Below are 20,097 nucleotides of genomic sequence, written 5' to 3' on the forward strand. Positions count from 1 at the left end.
CTCCAACAAATCCTGCGGGGGTGTTTCAGCCGTTTTTCGCCCGCTCGTTCCCCCGGCCCTGGCGGTTGGGGGGCGCCCCCCGGGGGGGGGCGCCCCCCCCCCAACGCTTCACCGTCGGATCAACCGGAAGAGGGGCTGACGGCTACTACTTGACGAAGACGTTGTGCAGGTCGATCGCACCGTGGATGTTCAGTCCGGCCCCACCGATCTGCGGGCCGTAGACGAGACGGTGCCGCTGGTACAGGTACGGGATCGTCGGCACGTCTTCCATGATCTTCTGGTCCAGCTTCATCCACTCGACGGCCTGCTGGTTCACGTCCGTGATCTTGAGGATCCGGTCGATCTCCGTGTTCACGCTCGGGTTGTTGTACTGCGAGTAGTTCTCACCGTCGTCGACGATCTTGCGGCCGTCGAAGACCGGGGTGTAGACGGTGGCGCCGGTCGGCCAGTCCGCGCCCCAGCCGGCCCAGTACAGGTCGCAGGGGGTGTCCAGCTTGCCGATGACGTCGTAGTACTCCTTGTCGGAGATCTCCTTGCGCTCCATCTGGAAGCCCGCCTTGTTCAGCGAGTCGATGATGGGCAGCGCGCGCTCCTGCTGGGTCTTCGAGGTGGTGAAGCAGAAGACGACCTTCTGGCCGACCTTGCCCGCCGCTTCCAGCATCTGCTTGGCCTTGGCCTGGTCACCGTCCGGCGGCAGACCGTCGAACAGGCTCTTGTACGGCGCGAAGCCGAGCTGGGTGACCGACGCGAGCGAGTTCGCAAAGTCGCCGGCGGTCGGGCCGCCCTCGGCCAGTCGGGCCGAGTTGCGCGGGAACGCGGTCAGCATCGCCTTGCGGACGTTGACGTCGGTGATCCGCTTGTTGTTGATGTCCCAGCGGTTCGTGTACGGGCCCACGGCGTCGGTGACCCGGTTCTTCAGTGCCGGGTCGGTCGCGATCTGCTGCGCGAAGTTGGCGTCGGGGCGCTCGTTCAGGGTGAACGCGGCGGCGTCACTGCCGGCCGCGGCGGTCAGCCGCTGGAACTGCTGCGGAGCCGTGACCCCGAGCTCGAACTTGAACTGGTCCACGTACTGGTGCCGGATCGCGTCGGTGGCCGGATCCCAGTTCGTGTTCTTGTCCAGGACCAGAGCCTTGTCCGGCTCGTGCGTGGTGACCTTGTACGGACCGCTCGCGAACGGCTTGCGGTCGTTGTCGTCCTTGGTCTCCTTGGCCTTGGGCATCGGCGAAGAGGTGCCCATGGCGACCGCGAAGGGGAAGTCGGGGTGCGGTTCGGTCAACTTGAAGATGATCGTCTTCGCGTCGGGCACCTCGATCTTGTCCGGGCCCAACTCCTTGCCGTTGAACGGGCCCTCGTAGACCTCGAAGTAGTTCTCACTGCCCGTCAGCCACTGCTGCACCCACTTGGGGCCCTGGTTGTAGGCCTTGTGGAAGGAGCGCTCCACGCCGTACTTGACGTCCGCCGCGACGATCGGCGAACCGTCCTCGTACTTGAGGTTGTCCTTCAGGGTGAACTTCCAGGTCTTGCCACCGTCGGTGGTGGTGCCCGGGTCGGTGGCCAGGTCACCCACGAGCGTGGTCTTGTCGCCCTCCTTCTTGTAGAAGGTCAGGCGCCGGGAGACCAGTTCGGAGATGGTCATCAGGTTGCTGACGTACGCGCGCTGCGGGTCGAGGTGGGAGAAGCCGCTGCGGTTGAGGACGCCGGCGACCCCGCCCTTCTTGGCCCCGGGGATCTCGGGAGCGGGCCCCTTCGAGTCCGCGGCCGTACCCACGGAGACCGCCGCGGTCTTGGCCTGCGGCTTGCCCTGCTCTTCCTTCTCGTCCCCGCCACCGCTGCTGCACGCGGATGCCGAGGCCGCGAGGGCCCCCACTGCGAGCAACGCGGCGAACCGGTGCTTCCCCGACGTTTTCATGTAATCCCCTCATCAGAAAATCCGGGTTCACCCGGCTGTGCTTTACGACATGCAGGAAGTGCCAGAAGCAGACTTGAAGGCCGCGACGGGATGCGGTTTATGCGCGTCGACCCGGGAGGCGACCGTGCTCGGTCACCGGTTGGCCTTGGGGTCCAGTGCGTCGCGAACCGAGTCGCCGAAGAGGTTGAAGGCGAGCACGAAGATCACCATCGCGGCGGCCGGGAAGGCCATGTAGGTGACATCGCTCTGCATGTTCTCGAAGCCCTTGTGGATCATCCGGCCCCAGTCCGGGGTCGGCTCCGTCATGCCGACGCCGAGGAAGGAGAGCGCGGCCTCGGTGGTGACGTAGGTCGGCACCTCGATCGTCGCGACGATCAGGATCGGGGTCCACAGGTTGGGCAGGAGCTCGCGGAAGATGATCCGCCTGGAGCTCGCGCCGCTGATCTTGGCGGCTTCGATGAACTCGCGTTCACGCATCGACAACACCTGCCCGCGCAGGATCCGGGCGATCCGGGTCCAGCCGAAGAGCGACAGCACGATGATCAGCGCGGTGGCCCTGAGCCAGGTCGGCGTGGTCTCGCGATCGCTCACGAACAGCGCGAGGGCGATCGGCGTGAAGGCGATGAAGAAGAGCTGCGAGGGCATCGCCAGGAGGGTGTCGATGACGCGGCTGATCACGTAGTCGGTCCGGCCGCCGAGGTAGCCGGCCGTGATCCCGAGGATGGTGCCGGTGATCGTGACGATCAGGACCACGATGATCGCGAGCAGCAGGGACGTCCGGATGCCGTAGACGAGTTGGGTCAGCACGTCCCGACCCAGCGTCGGCTCGATGCCGAACCAGTAGTCCCCGGACATGCCACCGTTGGGCGCGATCGGGAAGCCGCGAGAGTTGAGCAGCCCGGGCTCGGTCTGGCCGTAACGCGTGTAAGGGTCCTTGCCGTACAGCTTGGAGATCAAGGGCGCGGCAAAAGCGATCACGAAAAAGAAAATCACTATGGCCGTCGAGACCATACCGATACGATCCTTGCGAAAGCGCCGCCAGGCCAGTTGGCTCGGCGAGCGCCCCACTATCTCTTTCGGTACGGCGCCGACGCCCGTTTTGTCGAGCATCGCGCCGGGTTCCCCTGAAGCCGGGGGTCCGCCCGCTTCCGGGACCAGCTGGGGTTGCATGGTCATTGCCGCAAATACCCCCGAGGTGAGGTCGGGTTCGACCGAGTGCCGTTTGGTTTGGTGGCCGCACGGACTCTCGCAACCCAATTACCCGGACGTCAAGAGGCAGTCAGAGTAAACCTTGAAACGAAAAGTAATTAACATTTACGTTTCTTTGAAACTTCGAAGTTGATCGATTATTGACCGATTATTTCGCTCACATAGCCAACATAACGAATATAACCGGGCAAAGATATCGACTTGGTCTCAGCATGCGAAAAGCCGGTGACCTGCGGGTTCGACCGCAGGTCACCGGCTCGTTTCGGGTCGCTCGACGGCGACCGTCAACCGATCAGCGCTTGGCGCGCGAGGCCGTGCGGCCACGCTCCTTCTGATCGAGAACGACCTTGCGGATGCGCACGGTCTCCGGGGTCACCTCGATGCACTCGTCCTCGCGGCAGAACTCCAGCGCCTGCTCCAGCGAGAGCCTGCGCGGCGGGATCAGCTTCTCGGTCTCGTCGGAGGTCGACGAGCGCATGTTGGTGAGCTTCTTCTCCTTGGTGATGTTGACGTCCATGTCGTCGGCGCGCGAGTTCTCGCCGACGATCATGCCCTCGTACACCTCGGTCGTCGGCTCGACGAACATCTGGCCGCGCTCCTGCAGGTTCATCATCGCGAACGGCGTCGCGACACCCGCCCGGTCGGCGACCAGGGAGCCGTTGTTGCGGGTCCGGATCTCGCCGAACCACGGCTCGTAGCCCTCGTGCACGCTGTGCGCGATGCCGGTGCCCCGGGTGTCCGTGAGGAACTCGGTACGGAAGCCGATCAGGCCGCGCGCGGGCACCACGAACTCCATCCGGATCCAGCCGGTGCCGTGGTTGGTCATGGTCTCCATGCGGCCCTTGCGGGACGCCAGGAGCTGGGTGATCCCGCCGAGGTACTCCTCGGGCGAGTCGATGGTCAGGCGCTCCACCGGCTCGTGGATCTTGCCGTTGACCTCACGGGTGACCACCTGCGGCTTGCCGACGGTGAGCTCGAAGCCCTCCCGGCGCATGGTCTCGACCAGGATCGCCAGCGCGAGCTCGCCGCGGCCCTGGACCTCCCACGTGTCGGGACGCTCGGTGGGCAGCACGCGCAGCGACACGTTGCCGACCAGTTCGCGCTCCAGGCGGTCCTTCACCAGGCGGGCGGTGACCTTGTGGCCCTTGCCGCCCTTGCCGACCAGCGGCGAGGTGTTGGTGCCGATGGTCATCGAGATCGCGGGCTCGTCCACCGTGATCAGCGGCAGCGGACGCGGGTCCTCGGGGTCGGCGATGGTGTCGCCGATCATGATGTCCGGGATGCCGGCGATGGCGATGATGTCACCGGGGCCGGCCGACTCGGCGGGCTTGCGCTCGAGCTGGTCGGTCATCAGCAGCTCGGTGATCTTGACCCGCTCGATGGTGCCGTCGTGCCGGCACCACGAGGCCTGCTGGCCCTTGCGGATGGTGCCCTGGTGCACGCGGCACAGCGCGATCCGGCCGAGGAAGTTGGACGCGTCCAGGTTGGTCACGTGCGCCTGGAGCGGCGCGCCCTCCTCGTACTCCGGGGCGGGGATGGAGTCCAGGATGGCCTGGAAGAACGGCTCCAGGCTGTCGCTGTCGGTCGGCACGGAGCCGTCTGCGGGGCGTACGAGGGTGGCCACACCGTCCCGCGCGCACGCGTAGACGATCGGGAACTCGATCTGCTCCTCGGTCGCGTCCAGGTCCATGAACAGCTCGTAGGTCTCGTCGACGACCTCGGAGATGCGCGAGTCGGGACGGTCGACCTTGTTGATGCACAGGATGACCGGCATCTTCGCCGCGAGCGCCTTGCGGAGCACGAAACGGGTCTGCGGGAGCGGGCCTTCCGAAGCGTCGACGAGCAGCACGACACCGTCCACCATCGACAGGCCGCGCTCCACCTCTCCGCCGAAGTCGGCGTGGCCGGGCGTGTCGATGATGTTGATGGTGACCGTGGGGCCACCGTCCTTGGGGTGATAGGCGACGGCGGTGTTCTTCGCGAGAATGGTGATGCCCTTCTCGCGCTCCAAGTCGTTGGAGTCCATCACCCGATCGTCCATCTGGTGGTGGGCACTGAACGTGCCCGCCTGCTTCAGCATGGCGTCGACGAGGGTGGTCTTGCCGTGGTCGACGTGGGCGACGATGGCGACGTTGCGGATGTCATGGCGCGTGGGCACGGCTGCGTGTCTCTCGGCTTCAGTCGGGGATGCTACGGACGGGCCGGCGACCGCGAGCCTCCTCAGCCGCGCGATGAGCATCGCGCGAACCGGCCTGCCTCCTCGGCGCCAAGGTCAATCGTACGGGGAGGAGCGTCCTGCGCTCGGTCCCGGAGCCCGCCCGGCCGCCGTTCGAGGCCCCCACAGGGCAGAATCCGTAGGTGTGAGCGAGTCTGGCGAATCTTTCAACGAGCGCATCCGCAAACGGTGGTCCAGGCGGGCCGCGGACCGGCCGGACGGGACCTTTGGACCTGTTCCGGCCGATATGGGGGCCGACGCGACGCCTCCACCGTCCGACCAGGGCACCCCGGCGGGGCGAGCCCGACTGCTCTACGAGCGGGCCACCGAGGCCTATCGCGACGGCGATGTCGCCATGGTCGAACAATTGGCCGATCTCATCCCCGAGGGCCCCGAAAGTGAGCCCTATCGCACTTTCGCGCGGGTCCAGGCGCTGGAGGCGCACGCGGACGACGCCGCCGCGGCGGCGGTCGCGCGGGCCTATCTGGACCGCATCGGTCCGAGCCATCCCGCCTGGGACACCGGTCGCGCGTTGTTCGGCGAGGTGATGGTGCAGGCGCTGATCATGGGCACGGTGCCGCTCGCGGACAATCTGGCCGCCGCCGAGGAGGCCCTGCGCAAGCCCGAGGACTCCTACCGGCACCCGTCGGGCGCGACCATCCGCTTCGAGTCCGAGGACGAGGAGCCGCTGCTGATGGTGCTGCACGGAAATGCGACGAAGGCGGTACGAGCCGCCAAACGCCTCGTCGGGACGGAAAAGCGGTCGTCTCGTGCCGGTCACGCCGACGCCTTGTGCACGTTCGCCCTGTGTGTCTGCGCCGCGGGCGACATCACCGCCGCCCGCGCGGCGCTCGTCGAAGCGGAGGGGATTCTTCCGGGCCGTCCGCGCATCGCCGCGACCCGCGCCCGGGTGGAATCCAGCCCGGCCGCCACATTGCGCTCGGAAGATCGTTAAACCTCGACTTTCCCGAGCCTCGCCGAGAGATTCGAACCCCGTTCGACCTGATCACCGGAATTCGATCTTGTTTATCGAAGATCGAATTCCGGTGATCTTTGTTTCGGTGATCACGTTTTTCCGATCTGTGACCCATCAGATCCACGAAACACTTTCCTTTGATTGATCGTTCGCGCCAGACTGCCGACGTTCCCACCTCGGGAATCAATGGCAAGTCCGCAACACCATCCCCATCCGCCGGCCCCCCGACGACGTGGCGCCGGAAAAGCAGGAGGTGAGCGCGATCTTGACGACTCGGGCGCACGAGGACCTGGCCCAGGCCAGGCGCAGGCTCGACGATCTGGCACGCGCGGCGCGCGCGCTGCGCCGCACGCTCGGCGACACATACGGCGTTCGCAGACTCTGCGACGACGTGGAACGGGCCCGAACCAGTCTCGCTTTCCTGGCCGAGACGGTCGCCGAGAGCGAACCGGCGGACGCTCCCGTCCCGACGCCGGTCGAAGTGATGTCCGACCTGCCTTACGACCCGGTCCTCTTCGCGGACGCGGACGACGAAGGTGTGGGCGGCATGCGTCCGCCCCACCGAACAGGAAGGTGACGTCTTGGCTACAGGGACGACGGGACCCGCCGGCAGCACCGGCACCAACGCGCCCGGCCGGGCCCAAATCCAGGCCCGGCATCTGCGCACGGACCGCTGGTGGCTCTCGCCGGCGGTGACGGTGGCCATCCTGTCCGCGTTCATCGTCTACTCGACCTGGCGCGCGTTCGCGAACGACGACTACTTCGCCGAGCCGTACGTGTCGCCGTTCTACTCGCCGTGTCTGGCATCCAAGTGCGACAGCATGCCGATGAGCGCCAACGCGCCGCTGTTCGGCGACTGGTGGGGGTTGTCCCCGGCGCTGCTGATCCTGATCTTCCCGCTGGGCTTCCGGCTGACCTGCTACTACTACCGCAAGGCGTACTACCGGGGGTTCTGGGCGTCGCCGTCGGCGTGCGCGGTCCCCGAGCCGCGCGGCAGGTACTCGGGCGAGACCCGGTTCCCGCTGATCATGCAGAACATCCACCGCTACTTCTTCTACTTCGCCGGCGTGGTGGCGGTGATCCTGTCCTGGGACGTACTGATCGCCTTCCGCGACGAGCACGGCGCCTGGGGGCACATGGGGCTCGGCACCCTGGTGCTGCTCGCGAACGTCCTGCTGATCTGGGCGTACACGCTCTCCTGCCACTCGTGCCGACACATCGTCGGCGGCAAGCTCAAGCACTTCTCCAAGCACCCGGTGCGCTACCGCTTGTGGGGCTACGTCAGCAGGCTCAACGGCCGACACATGGAACTGGCCTGGGCCTCGCTGTTCAGCGTCGCGCTGGCCGACCTGTACGTGTACCTGGTCGCGAGCAACGTCTTCGACGACCCCCGCTTCTTCTGAGCGACCGGCTCGCCCTCGGGCCGCGAAACCCTCCGCACCTGCCCGACCCCGTACATCTGCCCAGCCCAGTACAGGAGTTGCCCTCGTGTCCGAAGTGGAACGTCATTCGTACGACGTGGTCGTGATCGGCGCGGGCGGCGCCGGGTTGCGGGCCGCGATCGAGGCCCGCATGCGCGGCATGCGTACCGCCGTCGTCTGCAAGTCGCTGTTCGGCAAGGCCCATACGGTGATGGCCGAGGGCGGCATCGCCGCCTCGATGGGCAACGTGAACTCGCAGGACAGCTGGAAGGTGCACTTCCGCGACACGATGCGTGGCGGCAAGTTCCTCAACCACTGGCGGATGGCCGAACTGCATGCCAAGGAAGCACCCGACCGGGTCTGGGAGTTGGAGTCCTGGGGCGCGCTGTTCGACCGCACCGCGGACGGCCGGATCAGCCAGCGCAACTTCGGCGGCCACGAGTACCCGCGACTGGCGCACGTCGGCGACCGCACCGGGTTGGAACTGATCCGCACCCTGCAGCAGCAGATCGTCGCCCTGCAACAGCAGGACGAGCGCGAGTTCGGCGACCCCGAGGCGCGGCTGAAGGTCTTCCAGGAGTGCACCATCACCCGTCTGTTGACCGTCCCGGACGCCGGTTCCGACACCGGCAACCGGATCACCGGCGCATTCGGCTACTGGCGCGAGTCGGGCCGCTTCACCGTCTTCGACGCACCGGCCGTCGTGCTCGCCACCGGCGGGATCGGCAAGGGCTTCAAGGTGACCTCGAACTCGTGGGAGTACACCGGCGACGGGCAGGCCCTCGCGCTGCTCGCGGGGGCGCCGCTGATCAACATGGAGTTCGTCCAGTTCCACCCGACCGGCATGGTCTGGCCGCCGTCGGTGAAGGGCATCCTGGTCACCGAGTCGGTGCGCGGCGACGGCGGGGTCCTGCTCAACTCCGAGGGCAAGCGGTTCATGTTCGACTACATCCCGGACGTGTTCAAGGAGAAGTACGCCAAGTCCGAGGCCGAGGGCGACCGTTGGTACACCGACCAGGAGAACAACAAGCGCCCGCCCGAGCTGCTGCCCCGGGACGAGGTGGCGCGCGCGATCAACTCCGAGGTCAAGGCGGGCCGCGGCTCGCCGCACGGCGGGGTGTTCCTGACCGTGGTGGGCCGGATGGCGGGCGGCACCGAGGAGATCCGCCGCAAACTGCCGTCGATGTACCACCAGTTCAAGGAACTGGCCGACGTGGACATCACCGCCGAGGCGATGGAGGTCGGGCCCACCTGCCACTACGTGATGGGCGGGATCGCGGTGGATCCGGACACCGCGGCGACGCCGGGCGTGCTCGGCCTGTACGCGGCCGGTGAGGTCGCCGGCGGCATGCACGGCAGCAATCGGCTCGGCGGCAACTCACTGTCCGACCTGCTGGTGTTCGGCCGGCGCGCGGGCGAGCACGCGGCGCGCTACGCCGAGGGAATCGGCGAGGAGCGGCGCGAGCCCGCCGAGGCGCAGATCGACGCGGCCGCCGCCGAGGCTCTGGCCCCGTTCGCGGTGGAGAGCGCGGAGAACCCGTACACGGTCCACCAGGAGCTCCAGCAGACCATGAACGACCTGGTCGGCATCATCCGCCGAGAGGGCGAGATGACCGAGGCGCTGACCCGCCTGGAGGAGCTCAAGGCGCGCGCGGCCAAGGCCGGCGTGGAGGGCCATCGGCAGTACAACCCGGGCTGGCACCTGGCCCTGGACCTGCGGAACATGTTGCTGGTCTGCGAGTGCGTGGCGCGCTCGGCACTGGAACGCCGGGAGAGCCGGGGCGGGCACACCCGCGACGACTTCCCGGCGATGTCGGCCGAGTGGCGTCGGGTGGTGCTCGCGTGCTCGATCGTCGACCCGGACGCGGAACACCTGTCCGTGGCCCTGACCCGGAGCGAGGCCGTGCCGATGCGCGCCGACCTGCTCGAACTCTTCGAGCGCGACGAGCTGAAGAAGTATCTGACCGACGCAGAACTTCCCGGGGAGGACGGCTGATGTCCTACAAGGCGGACTTTCGCATCTGGCGCGGCGACGTCGACGGCGGCGAGCTGCGCGACTTCAAGGTCGAGGTGAACGAGGGCGAGGTCGTCCTCGACATCATCCACCGCCTCCAGGCCACCCAGGCCCCGGATCTCGCGGTGCGCTGGAACTGCAAGGCGGGCAAGTGCGGTTCGTGCAGCGCGGAGATCAACGGCCGCCCCCGGCTGCTGTGCATGACCCGGATGAGCACGTTCACGCCGGAGGAGGTGGTCACGGTCACCCCGATGCGCACGTTCCCGGTGATCCGCGACCTGGTCACCGACGTGTCGTTCAACTACGCCAAGGCCCGGCAGGTGCCCTCGTTCACCCCGCCGGCGGACCTGAAGCCGGGCGAGTACCGGATGCAGCAGGTCGACGTCGAGCGTTCGCAGGAGTTCCGCAAGTGCATCGAGTGCTTCCTGTGCCAGAACACCTGCCACGTCATCCGTGACTTCGAGGACAACAAGCCGGCCTTCTCCGGCCCGCGCTTCCTGATGCGGATCGCCGAGTTGGACATGCACCCCCTGGACGTCGCGGACCGACAGAAGGCCGCCCAGGAGGAGCACGGCCTGGGGCTGTGCAACATCACCAAGTGTTGTACGGACGTGTGTCCCGAGAACATCCACATCACCGACAACGCGCTGATTCCGATGAAGGAGCGGGTGGCGGACCGCAAGTACGACCCGCTGGTGTGGCTGGGCAACAAGATCCGGCGGCGGGGGTCGGGGGACTGACGAGCCCTCCGCTCCGGGTCGAGCGTCGTCACCCGGGCCGGCCGGAAACAGCCGGTCGGCCCGGACCGACGCACGGCACCCGCGCGACACGTCCTCGCTTCGCCGGCCCGCCTCGGTCGCGCGAAGGCTCCTCGCCCGCCGGCAACGGCTACTCCGGCAGCGGGAGTTCGAACCAGACCGTCTTGCCGTGGCCGGATTTTCGGCTGCCCCAGCGTTCCGCGAGTTGGTTGACCAGTTGGAGGCCGCGGCCGCCCTCGTCGGTGTCCTCCGCCTCGCGCATCCGTGGCAGCGTGGTGCCCGCGTCGGCGACCTCGCACAGGAGCGCCCGACCGCGCAGCAGGCGGAGTCGGATCGGGCCGGCGCCGTACCGGAGTGCGTTCGTGACCAGTTCGCTGACCAGCAGCTCGGTGATGTCGATCAGGGCGTCCAGGCCCCACTCGGAGAGGGTCTTGCGGCCGAGCTCCCGGGCGCGGGAGACCACGGCGGGTTCGGCCGGCAGCCACCAGGACGCCACCGAGTCCTCGGCGAGCGCGTCCAGGCGGGCCACGAGCAGGGCCACGTCGTCGAAGCCGGGCTCCTCGTGCACGTCGGCCAGGATCTTGTCGGCGACCTGCTCCAGTGTGCCCGGCGGCCCCGCCATCGCATCGCACAGCAGGTTGATGCCCACGTCGAGGGAGCGGTCCCGGGTCTCCACCAGGCCGTCGGTGTACAGCACCAGCGTGCTGCCCGACTCGACCGCGAAATCGCCCTGCTCGAAGCCGATGCCGCCCACGCCCAGGACCGTGCCGGGCGGGTTGTCGATCACGCGCGGTCGCCCGCCCGTCGGCACCAGCACCGGCGGCATGTGGCCCGCGCTGGCGAACTCGCAGGTGCGCGCCACCGGGTCGTAGACCACGTAGACACACGTCGCGTAGTGCAACTCGCCGAGCCCCACCACGATGTCGTCCAAGTGCCCGAGCACCTCGGCCGGCGGCAGTTCCAGGCCCGCGAGCGTGCGCACCGCGGTGCGCAGCTGGCCCATCACCGCCGCCGCGTGCACACCGTGCCCCATCACGTCGCCGACCACGAGCCCGATCCGCCCGCCCGACAGCGGGATCACGTCGTACCAGTCGCCGCCCACCTCGGTCACCGAACTGCCCGGCAGGTAGCGGTGCGCGACCGAGATGCCCGGCAACTCCGGCAGGTTCTGCGGCAACAGGCTCCGCTGGAGCATCACCGCGGTCTCCCGCTGGTGGTGGTACAGCCGCGCGTTGTCCACCGACACGGCCGCTCGCGCGCCCAGTTCGGTGGCGAGCGTGAGGTCGTCCGGGTCGAACGCCGGCCGGCCCTCGCCGCGCCCGAGCAACATCGTGCCGAGCACCACCCCGCGGGCGCTGAGCGGGACCACGATCATGGTGTGCAGGCCCAGCGCGCGGGCGGCCTCGGCCCGGCCCGGGTCGTGGATCAGCTCGTCGTACATGTCGTCCTGCACGTTGCGCATCAGGTACGAGCCGCCCGTGCGCAGACAGCGACCGAACGTCGAGTCGGCCGCGTAGACCAGCGTGCTGCCCTGGCGGAGCAGTTCGTCGGTGTACCGCCCCGGGCGCGCGCCGCGCGAGGCGACCCGTTGCAGCCGGGCCTTCTCGGCGTGCGCGCCGGGCGGGATCTCCTCGCCCCGGACGATCGCCTCCAGCAGGTCCACGGCGGCCAGATCGGCGAAGCCGGGCACCACCGACGCGGTCAGCTCCTCGGCGATCCGGGGGATGTCCAACGTGGCGCCGAGCCGGGTGCCGGCCTCGTTCAGCAGCGCGAGGCGCTTGCGCGCGGCGTCCACCTTGACCATCGCGTAGTGCCGCTCGGTCACGTCGATCAGCGAGCAACTGATGCCCAGGATCCGGCCGCCGGGCGCCTCCAGGCGGTTGTACGACATCGACCACACGGTGCGCGGGCTGCCGTCGGTGGGGATCGGACCGAAGATCCGCGAGTCGACCACGGGCTCGCCGGTCTCCAGGACGCGCTGTTGGATCGTGCGCACCCGCTCGGTGTCCATCCCCGGACGGACCTCTTCGAGCCGGCGCCCGATGTGCTCCTCGGCGGGAGTCCGGTTGATCGCGGCGAGCGCGTCGTTGACCGCGACGTAGCGCAGGTCGGCGTCGAAGATGCCCACCCCGATCGGCGACTGGTCGAACAGCGCCTCGCGGATCGCCAGGTCCGCCTCGACCTTGCGCACCACCGTCGAGTCCATCGAGGTGATCAGGACGTAGCGGTTCCCGGCCAGGTCCTCGGCGAAGGCCGCGCGCGACTCGACCGTGCACAGCGTGCCGTCGCCGCGGCGCATCGTGTACAGGCCGGCGAAGACGTCCGCGCCCGCGACCGCCTGCTGGGTGGCCGCCTCCTGCGCGGCGGTGAGCGGCGGATGCACCAGGTCGACCGCGCGGGCGCCGAGGATGTCCTCGCGCCGGTAGCCGAACAGCTGCTCGGCGGCGGCGCTCCACATCACGATCCGGCCGTCGGCGTCGAGCACCCACGTGGCCGACGGGACGAGGTCGAAGAGGGATCCGGGCGCCGAGGATCGCCGGGCAGGGTCCCCCGGATTCCGGTCGGCTTGTCGGCGCTGCTCCATGGACGGCGGATCCCTTTGTCGCTGCTACTCCGGACCGTTTTCCCGGTTGATCACGTTCTCAAGCCCGGCCCCCGGGTGCGGCCGCACCGCCCCCGAACGCGCTGTCGGCTCCCGTGCGTCGTGCCCGCCCAACTCGACGGCGACCAGTTCCGCCGCCGGGCGATCCGGTGCCAGCCAGGCCAGGTCGGACATCTCGTCCGGGCCCAGCCAGCGCAGCGCCGAGTGATCCTGGAGCGCCCGGGGCTCGCCCGCGACCAGGTCGGCGAGCCACACGTGCAGTACATACCCCCGGGCGAGCGGCCACGCCCCGGGCAGTCGGCGAACCGGTCGCACGGTCGCGCCGAGCTCCTCGCGGCACTCGCGCACCAGCGCGGCGGACTCGCTCTCGCCCGGTTCGACCTTGCCGCCGGGGAACTCCCAACCACCCGCCAACTCGGCCGGCGCGCTGCGGCACGCGGCCAGTACGCGCCCTCGGTGGAGGATCGCGGCGCCGACGACGATGCGGGTCCCGGTCATGGCGGACAACTCTACGTGCCGAGCGGTCGTCGCATGCGGCAACCTTTGACGGTTCGCGAACGTCTGAGTTCGGGGACATGCTTGCGAAACACATGTGTTTTCCGAAATGCATGGGTTCCCGAAACGAACCGGATCCGGACCCGGATCGCCGAACGAGGTGGGGTGGCTGTGGCGGGATCCCGGTGCGCGGGCCTGCGGGTGGCCCGGATGCTCGCGGTGTTCGCCGCGGTCGCCGCGGTGCTCGCGGTGTTCGCGCCGGCCCGGCTGACCGCCCGCCAGGCCGACCCGGCCGGCTTCACCGGATCGGCCGCCGCGGACACCGGGTGCAACGGGCGGGACCGACAGGGCTGGGTGAGCGTCCCGGTGTCCTTCTCCGGCGAGACCTACCGGGTCCAGGCGTACGTCCCGCAGAGTTACGACGGCGCGGATCCGCGACCGCTGGTGCTCAACCTGCACGGCAGCAACAGCACCGGCACGGCGCAGATGGCGATCACCGGCATGGGCGCGTCCGCCGAGCGCTACGGTTTCGTGGTCGCGGTCCCGGAGGGCGGTCTGGGCTATCCGGGCTCGACCGGCGGGCGGGCCTGGAACATCCCCGGCGTGCCGCTGTACGGCGGACACCCGGCCGCGGTCGGCGGCCGGGACGAGGTCGGCTTCGTCGGCGCCACGCTGGACGCGCTGGACCGCTCGTTGTGCCTGGACGATCGGCGTGTGTACGCGACCGGGTTCTCCGGCGGCGCCCGGATGACCTCGCTGCTGGGCTGCACGCTCAGTCGGCGGATAGCGGCCATCGCCCCGGTCGCGGGTCTGCGTGCGGACGGCACCGACGGCGCCCGGCCGGCGCCGTGCCGACCGATCCGACCGGTCCCGGTGCTGACCCTGCACGGCCTGGCCGACCAGGCCAACCCCTACGAGGGCGGGATCGCGTCGCGCTGGACCTACCCGGTGACCGACGCGGTGCGGCGCTGGGCCGCGATCGACGACTGCCCGGGCACGCCGGTGCGTACGCGCGTGTCCCGCCACGTCGAGCGCACCGCGTACACCGGCTGTGCGGGCGGCGCGACGGTGGTCCTGTACACCCAGTCCGACGCGGGACACACCTGGCCGGGCGCGGCGGGCACCGAGGTGCGCGGGTTCGGCCGGATCAACCAGGAGATCTCGGCCAATGAACTGATGTGGGCGTTCTTCTCCAGGTACCGGCTCTGACCCTCGCTCCGACGCACACACCGCCGCCGAGCGCCGGCCCGTCGCCGCTCAGGGGGTCGGCCGCAACCGGTCGAAGCCGCGCATGATCGCGCGATGCGCGGGGCGCTCCACCAGCACCGTGAGCAGCCAGCCGAGCAGCACGGCCAGTACACCCAGCGCGAGCAGCTGACCCGTCGCGCCCACGCCGTGGTCCTGGAGCCGGCGCATCACCACATAGCCGATCGACTGGTGCACCAGATACATCGCGTACGTGATGCCGGCCGTCCACTGTGCGAGCCGGGCCACCCACGCGGGCAGGAACCGGTCCCAGTCCGGGCCCAGGGCCGCGACGCAGATCGCGCCGATGCCCAGCACCAGCCCGACCGTCCAGGACGGGTGCCGGGTCTGGCACAGGTGGACGAACGCGCACGCGCCGAGCAGGAACACCGCGTGCGGGCCGCGGATCCGGCGCCGCGACCACAACTGCACGGCGATGCCCGCCACGAACAGGTGCACGCGGTACAGCCCGAACCCGTCGTAGAGGGTGCGGAACGCCTCCGACTGCAGGTGCAACCGGGGCGGTAACAGGACCAGTTCGAGGCACACCACCAGCCACAGCGTGCGCACCGTCGCGTCGCCGTGCACCCGCCGTGCGCGCCACAGCGCGAAGATCGCGGTGAACCACAACAGTTGCAGCGGAATCGTCCAATAGGCCGCGTCCACATAGGTGTACGACTGCGGTTTCCAGTTCCACAACATGGCCAGATTGGCGAGCACGTCGGGCAGGCTCGGCGCGTACCACCCCGGGGGTGCGCACAACCGCAGGAACAGCGAGGTACCCAGTACGCCGACGAAGAAGGCGGGCAACATGCGCGCCATCCGGCCGACCCACCAGCGGACCACGTCGCCCCTGCGCAGCGAGACCGCGGCGAAGTAGCCGGAGACCACCAGGAGCAGGCTCGCGCCCAACTGGTACGGAAAGACGAACGGGCGGGCGACCAGTTCGGGGTGCCACTGCCGGGCCAGGTAGGTGCCGTGGAACAGCAGCACCAGCGCCACGAACGCCACCCGCAGGAGGTCCCAGCTGACCCGGCGCCGCTTCGCGGGCTCCGATCGGCGGGAGGTGTCGTTTCCGGGCCGTTCCGCTGAGCTGAAGGGCATCCGACGTCTTCCCGTGGACGGCGTGGGCGGGCCGGGTCCGGTCCGGGACGTCTCGGTGGCTTGACGGATCGGGACCCGGGAGGCGCGACGCTTCGAAGGCCGGCTCCGACAAAGGACCCTATTACGTGCGCTATGCCGCGCGGAGCCGGGTGGATCACCCGGGAGCGCCCGTACGATGGATCCATGTCGTCAACCAGCCGCGTCCTGCTCGCCGCCCCCCGGGGGTACTGCGCGGGCGTCGACCGAGCCGTCGAGACCGTCGAGAAGGCCCTCGATCTGTACGGTGCGCCGGTGTACGTGCGCAAGCAGATCGTGCACAACAAATACGTCGTCGAGACGCTGGAGAAGCGCGGGGCGATCTTCGTGGACGAGACGGCGGAGGTGCCCGAGGGCGCCACGGTCGTCTTCTCCGCCCACGGTGTGGCTCCCGTGGTGCACGAGGAGGCGGCGGCCCGCTCGCTGCGCACGATCGACGCCACGTGTCCGCTCGTGACCAAGGTGCACAAGGAGGCCGTGCGCTTCGCCGAGGAGGGCTACGACATCCTCCTGATCGGCCACGAGGGTCACGAGGAGGTGATCGGCACCGCCGGTGAGGCGCCCGATCACATCCACCTGGTGGACGGCCCCGAGGGCGTCGCGAACGTCGAGGTGCGCGACCCGTCGAAGGTGGCCTGGCTCTCCCAGACCACGCTGTCCGTGGACGAGACCGTCGCCACGGTCAAGGAGCTGCGCAAGAAGCTCCCGCTGCTGATGGACCCGCCGAGCGACGACATCTGCTACGCGACGCAGAACCGCCAGGTCGCGGTGAAGCAGATCGCCGCCGAGTCCGACCTGGTGATCGTGGTCGGCTCGACCAACTCGTCCAACTCGGTGCGCCTGGTCGAGGTCGCACTGGAGGCGGGCGCCCGGGCGTCGTACCTGGTCGACTACGCGGAAGAGCTGAAGGACGAGTGGCTGGAGGGGGTCGGCACGGTCGGCGTCACCTCCGGCGCGTCGGTGCCCGAGGTGCTCGTGGACGGCGTGCTCGCGTGGCTGGCCGAGCGCGGCTTCGCCGACGTGCACATCCACCGGTCGGTCGAGGAACGGCTGCAGTTCGCGCTGCCGCAGGAGCTGCGCCGGGATCTGCGCAACACCTGAGGGGCGGGCGAACCGGAGTCGGGTCGGCTCAGGAACCGAACCCGGACCCGGAGTCGGATGGAGCGTCGCGGGATCGTCGCGGGATCGAAGAACCGAAGAGTCGTGCTGTGGGCCGGTCCGAGCGATCGGACGGGCCCCGCGCCGTCGTGGGCCGGGGCGCACTCGGATCAGTGGTGGTCGGCCGCTCGGCGTTTGACCAGGACGACGACGCCGGCCAGGGCGGTACCGCCCCACAGCAGGCCGGCCTTGAAGGACAGCGCGGTGATCAGGTCCAGGCCCACCCGGGAGAGATAGGTCTCCTGGGTGTCGGCGCCCAGGAACGTGCTCACGAGCACGACGGTCGCGGCGAACGCGATCGGGGGCGTGATGATCGCGGCGATCCAGTCCTGGGTGCGTACCTTCCAGGCCACGAACACCGAGCTGAGCAGGAACGCGAAGCCGAACACGAAGCCGAGTTCGTCGGTCGCCAGGTGATCGACGAGGCCGCCGAGCAGTGTGCCGCCGAATCCGAACACGGCCGCGCCCGCGGCGGTCAGGCTGCTGCCGGACATCCGCGAGCCGCCCGGGGCACCGTTCGCCCGGCGCGGTGGGGCGGGCCGACGCGGTCGGGCCTGTGCCCGGGCCGGGTGGCTCCCGTTCCGGCCCGGGGGCATCTCGCGGCCGCCCGCCGGCGTCGCGGGCGGCGGGGCGGACGGGTCGGGTCGACGGCGCACGGCCTCACCTCGTCCCGGTGCCGGCACGGGAGGCCGTTTCGGTGGGTTCCGGGTCGGTACGGGACGCGCTCCCGCTCGGCTGCGCTGTTCCATCCACACACGGTATTGCCGCATCACGGTCAAACCCGCCCAAGAACACGAAAAACCTCACCCCGTCTGTGTCGAACCGTCCGCCCGGTCGCCGCTCACCTCGTCCTCGACCGATCCGTTCCTGCCCCGATTCCTCGGGGTTCACCAGGGAGGACGCTTGTTCGGGCGGGATTGGTGGCGGTTTCGGGCGAGCAATTCCGGCCCACGGTCGCGCGGGGCCGCCGGGGGCGGGGCGGGCACGGCGGCCGTGGGGGTTCGGATTGGGTGGGTCTCGGGCGGCGGCCGGAGCCGGGTCAGGGGCCGAGGCCGGGTCGAGGGCCCGGGTCCGGTCCGAGGGCCGGAGGTCACACCTGGGCGCCGCTTTCCACCAGCTCCACCGCACGGACCACCTCGTCGGAGCTCTTGACCTGGACCGGGATGCCGCGGGACGCCGCGTACCGACGCAGGTCCACGGCCAGATAGGGCAACATCCCCTTGTCCAGGAAGTTGATCGTGTGCTGCTTCCGGCCACCGGCACGCATCTCGCAGCGCACGACGGCGTAGCAGTGCGTATCCCCACCGTTACCCTTGAGCTTGACCTCGACCGCGGAGATCTCCTCCCAACGCAGGCCGCGGGTACGGAACAGGCCGTGGAAAACCAGACCGTTGGGCCCGATCGACAACTTGCGATACTGGTAGAGCGCGAAGCCGAGCAGGACGAAGAGGCCGAGCCCGCCGTAGAGCGCGAAGGCCACGACGGTCGGCAGCCCGAGGCCGGCCACGTCGAACAGGCCGAGCGCGACCGGGACGAACGCGGTGAGCAACAGGATCCGCATCGGTTTGGACTCCCACAGGACGCCGTCCATCAGCTGCCTGCGGTTGTGGCTGGTGTTCGAGGTGCGGCTCATCGATGTCCCCGTCGTTGAGTGGCCGTCGTACGAAACCAGGGATGCTACTGGCCACAGGCCACCACCTACACTTTCCGCAGGCGCTTGTATGTCCGCAGTGCGCCACATCGATCGCCGAGAAGCCAGGGAATCCAGTTGTCGCTCACCATCGGAATCGTCGGCCTGCCCAACGTCGGCAAGTCGACGCTCTTCAACGCCCTGACCAAGAACGACGTGCTCGCGGCGAACTACCCGTTCGCGACCATCGAGCCGAACGTGGGCGTGGTGGGCGTACCGGACCCGCGTCTGGACACGCTGGCCGAGATCTTCGGATCGGCCAAGAAGGTCCCGGCGACCGTCGACTTCGTGGACATCGCGGGCATCGTGCGCGGCGCCTCCGAGGGTGAGGGCCTGGGCAACAAGTTCCTCGCCAACATTCGCGAGTCGGACGCGATCTGCCAGGTCATCCGGGTCTTCACCGACCCGGACGTGGTGCACGTCGACGGCAAGATCTCGCCGGCCGACGACAAGGAGATCATCGAGACCGAGCTGATCCTGGCCGACCTGCAGACGATCGAGAAGGTCCTGCCGCGCCTGCAGAAGGACTCGCGCCTGCAGAAGGACAAGGTCGCGGTGGCCGCCGCCGTGGAGAAGGCCAAGGAGGTGCTGGAGGCGGGCACCACGGTCTTCGCCGCCGGCCTCGACCCGGAGCCGCTGCGCGAGCTGCACCTGCTCACCGCCAAGCCGTTCCTGTACGTCTTCAACGTCGACGAGGACGAGCTGGTCAACGAGGAGCTCAAGAACGAACTGCGCGAGCTGGTCGCACCGGCCGAGGCGATCTTCCTGGACGCCAAGATCGAGTCCGAGCTGATCGAGCTGGACGAGGCCGAGGCCCTGGAACTGCTCCAGAGCCTGGGCCAGGAGGAATCCGGCCTGTCGATCCTGGCCCGGGTCGGCTTCGACACCCTGGGCCTGCAGACCTACCTCACGGCCGGCCCCAAGGAGGCCCGCGCCTGGACGGTCGCCAAGGGCGCCACCGCCCCCGAGGCCGCCGGCGTGATCCACACCGACTTCCAGCGCGGCTTCATCAAGGCCGAGGTGATCGGCTTCGACGACCTGGTCGAAACCGGCAGCCGCGCCGAGGCCCGCACCAAGGGCAAGGCCCGCATGGAGGGCAAGGACTACATCATGCAGGACGGCGACGTGGTGGAGTTCCGCTTCAACGTGTGACCGACCCGCCGCCAGGCATTACGCATGGTGTCGGGCGCGCGGATCGAAAGGGTCGGGCTCGGACGAGCCCGACCCTTTCGCCGTTCCCGTCTCGAACAGGTGCCGGAAAGCCC

The 20,097-nt window shown here is 69.1% G+C and carries 16 protein-coding genes; 8 read left to right on the top strand and 8 right to left on the bottom strand.

Annotation, left to right across the window (positions count from 1 at the left end):
- Nucleotides 1-145: 145 nt before the first annotated feature.
- From ACIBM5_RS36065 to typA, 3 genes are all read right to left on the bottom strand, one after another.
- Nucleotides 146-1,909, bottom strand: a complete 1,764-nt coding sequence (locus tag ACIBM5_RS36065) for an ABC transporter substrate-binding protein (protein ID WP_396010929.1) — start codon at nucleotides 1,907-1,909, stop codon at nucleotides 146-148.
- Between the two features lie 132 nt (nucleotides 1,910-2,041).
- A complete protein-coding gene (locus ACIBM5_RS36070) occupies nucleotides 2,042-3,085 on the bottom strand; it encodes an ABC transporter permease (RefSeq protein WP_391586748.1) in 1,044 nt (347 codons plus the stop codon).
- Nucleotides 3,086-3,410: 325 nt separating this feature from the next.
- Nucleotides 3,411-5,276 carry a translational GTPase TypA gene (gene typA / locus ACIBM5_RS36075; protein WP_396010930.1) on the bottom strand — a complete coding sequence of 622 codons (1,866 nt, stop codon included), beginning with the start codon at nucleotides 5,274-5,276 and terminating at the stop codon, nucleotides 3,411-3,413.
- Nucleotides 5,277-5,478: 202 nt separating this feature from the next.
- Here typA and ACIBM5_RS36080 point away from each other — a divergent pair, with 202 nt between their 5' ends.
- From ACIBM5_RS36080 to ACIBM5_RS36100, 5 genes are all read left to right on the top strand, one after another.
- Nucleotides 5,479-6,288 carry a hypothetical protein gene (locus ACIBM5_RS36080; protein ID WP_396010931.1) on the top strand — a complete coding sequence of 270 codons (810 nt, stop codon included), beginning with the start codon at nucleotides 5,479-5,481 and terminating at the stop codon, nucleotides 6,286-6,288.
- Nucleotides 6,289-6,562: 274 nt separating this feature from the next.
- Nucleotides 6,563-6,886 (top strand): hypothetical protein, encoded by a 324-nt coding sequence (locus ACIBM5_RS36085; RefSeq protein WP_396010932.1) that lies wholly within the window; start codon nucleotides 6,563-6,565, stop codon nucleotides 6,884-6,886.
- Between the two features lie 4 nt (nucleotides 6,887-6,890).
- On the top strand, nucleotides 6,891-7,712 hold the full coding sequence (locus ACIBM5_RS36090) for a hypothetical protein (RefSeq protein ID WP_391586744.1): 822 nt from the start codon (nucleotides 6,891-6,893) through the stop codon (nucleotides 7,710-7,712).
- Nucleotides 7,713-7,797: 85 nt separating this feature from the next.
- The gene (locus ACIBM5_RS36095) at nucleotides 7,798-9,726 is read left to right on the top strand and encodes a fumarate reductase/succinate dehydrogenase flavoprotein subunit (RefSeq protein WP_396010933.1); all 1,929 of its coding nucleotides are present in this window, start codon (nucleotides 7,798-7,800) and stop codon (nucleotides 9,724-9,726) included.
- Nucleotides 9,726-10,484, top strand: coding sequence for a succinate dehydrogenase/fumarate reductase iron-sulfur subunit (locus tag ACIBM5_RS36100; RefSeq protein WP_396010935.1), 759 nt, complete (start codon nucleotides 9,726-9,728; stop codon nucleotides 10,482-10,484). The genes ACIBM5_RS36095 and ACIBM5_RS36100 overlap by 1 nt, the downstream gene beginning before the upstream one ends.
- A 148-nt stretch (nucleotides 10,485-10,632) precedes the next feature.
- Here the strand turns inward: ACIBM5_RS36100 and ACIBM5_RS36105 are convergent, their stop codons facing one another.
- Both ACIBM5_RS36105 and ACIBM5_RS36110 read right to left on the bottom strand, forming a co-directional pair.
- Nucleotides 10,633-13,086, bottom strand: coding sequence for a SpoIIE family protein phosphatase (locus ACIBM5_RS36105; protein ID WP_396010936.1), 2,454 nt, complete (start codon nucleotides 13,084-13,086; stop codon nucleotides 10,633-10,635).
- Between the two features lie 24 nt (nucleotides 13,087-13,110).
- Nucleotides 13,111-13,602, bottom strand: coding sequence for a (deoxy)nucleoside triphosphate pyrophosphohydrolase (locus tag ACIBM5_RS36110; protein WP_396010937.1), 492 nt, complete (start codon nucleotides 13,600-13,602; stop codon nucleotides 13,111-13,113).
- A gap of 168 nt (nucleotides 13,603-13,770) precedes the next feature.
- On the opposite strand from ACIBM5_RS36110, the gene ACIBM5_RS36115 reads away from it, so the two are divergent.
- On the top strand, nucleotides 13,771-14,808 hold the full coding sequence (locus ACIBM5_RS36115; RefSeq protein ID WP_396010938.1) for an alpha/beta hydrolase family esterase: 1,038 nt from the start codon (nucleotides 13,771-13,773) through the stop codon (nucleotides 14,806-14,808).
- A 48-nt stretch (nucleotides 14,809-14,856) separates the two neighbouring features.
- Here the strand turns inward: ACIBM5_RS36115 and ACIBM5_RS36120 are convergent, their stop codons facing one another.
- Nucleotides 14,857-15,948, bottom strand: coding sequence for an acyltransferase (locus tag ACIBM5_RS36120; RefSeq protein WP_396010940.1), 1,092 nt, complete (start codon nucleotides 15,946-15,948; stop codon nucleotides 14,857-14,859).
- A gap of 183 nt (nucleotides 15,949-16,131) precedes the next feature.
- Between ACIBM5_RS36120 and ACIBM5_RS36125 the strand changes: the two genes are divergently transcribed.
- A complete protein-coding gene (locus ACIBM5_RS36125; protein ID WP_391586738.1) occupies nucleotides 16,132-17,085 on the top strand; it encodes a 4-hydroxy-3-methylbut-2-enyl diphosphate reductase in 954 nt (317 codons plus the stop codon).
- Nucleotides 17,086-17,252: 167 nt separating this feature from the next.
- On the opposite strand, the gene ACIBM5_RS36130 is transcribed toward ACIBM5_RS36125, so the two are convergent.
- Together ACIBM5_RS36130 and ACIBM5_RS36135 are read right to left on the bottom strand one after the other, a co-directional pair.
- A complete protein-coding gene (locus ACIBM5_RS36130) occupies nucleotides 17,253-17,636 on the bottom strand; it encodes a DUF6542 domain-containing protein (protein WP_396010941.1) in 384 nt (127 codons plus the stop codon).
- Between the two features lie 596 nt (nucleotides 17,637-18,232).
- On the bottom strand, nucleotides 18,233-18,775 hold the full coding sequence (locus ACIBM5_RS36135; RefSeq protein WP_396010942.1) for a hypothetical protein: 543 nt from the start codon (nucleotides 18,773-18,775) through the stop codon (nucleotides 18,233-18,235).
- 135 nt (nucleotides 18,776-18,910) lie between these two features.
- Here ACIBM5_RS36135 and ychF point away from each other — a divergent pair, with 135 nt between their 5' ends.
- Nucleotides 18,911-19,984, top strand: a complete 1,074-nt coding sequence (gene ychF / locus ACIBM5_RS36140; protein WP_391586741.1) for a redox-regulated ATPase YchF — start codon at nucleotides 18,911-18,913, stop codon at nucleotides 19,982-19,984.
- The last annotated feature ends 113 nt before the right edge of the window (nucleotides 19,985-20,097 follow it).

Source organism: Embleya sp. NPDC050493 (assembly GCF_044458105.1).
Classification (GTDB): Bacteria; Actinomycetota; Actinomycetes; order Streptomycetales; family Streptomycetaceae; genus Embleya.

What these genes read in the sequence shown, in the direction of transcription:
- ACIBM5_RS36065 (WP_396010929.1), bottom strand. Translation starts at nt 1,909, where the DNA reads ATGAAAACGTCGGGGAAGCACCGGTTCGCCGCGTTGCTCGCAGTGGGG.
- ACIBM5_RS36070 (WP_391586748.1), bottom strand. Translation starts at nt 3,085, where the DNA reads ATGACCATGCAACCCCAGCTGGTCCCGGAAGCGGGCGGACCCCCGGCT.
- ACIBM5_RS36100 (WP_396010935.1), top strand. Translation starts at nt 9,726, where the DNA reads ATGTCCTACAAGGCGGACTTTCGCATCTGGCGCGGCGACGTCGACGGC.
- ACIBM5_RS36105 (WP_396010936.1), bottom strand. Translation starts at nt 13,086, where the DNA reads ATGGAGCAGCGCCGACAAGCCGACCGGAATCCGGGGGACCCTGCCCGG.
- ACIBM5_RS36110 (WP_396010937.1), bottom strand. Translation starts at nt 13,602, where the DNA reads ATGACCGGGACCCGCATCGTCGTCGGCGCCGCGATCCTCCACCGAGGG.
- ACIBM5_RS36120 (WP_396010940.1), bottom strand. Translation starts at nt 15,948, where the DNA reads ATGCCCTTCAGCTCAGCGGAACGGCCCGGAAACGACACCTCCCGCCGA.
- ACIBM5_RS36125 (WP_391586738.1), top strand. Translation starts at nt 16,132, where the DNA reads ATGTCGTCAACCAGCCGCGTCCTGCTCGCCGCCCCCCGGGGGTACTGC.
- ACIBM5_RS36130 (WP_396010941.1), bottom strand. Translation starts at nt 17,636, where the DNA reads ATGTCCGGCAGCAGCCTGACCGCCGCGGGCGCGGCCGTGTTCGGATTC.
- ACIBM5_RS36135 (WP_396010942.1), bottom strand. Translation starts at nt 18,775, where the DNA reads ATGAGCCGCACCTCGAACACCAGCCACAACCGCAGGCAGCTGATGGAC.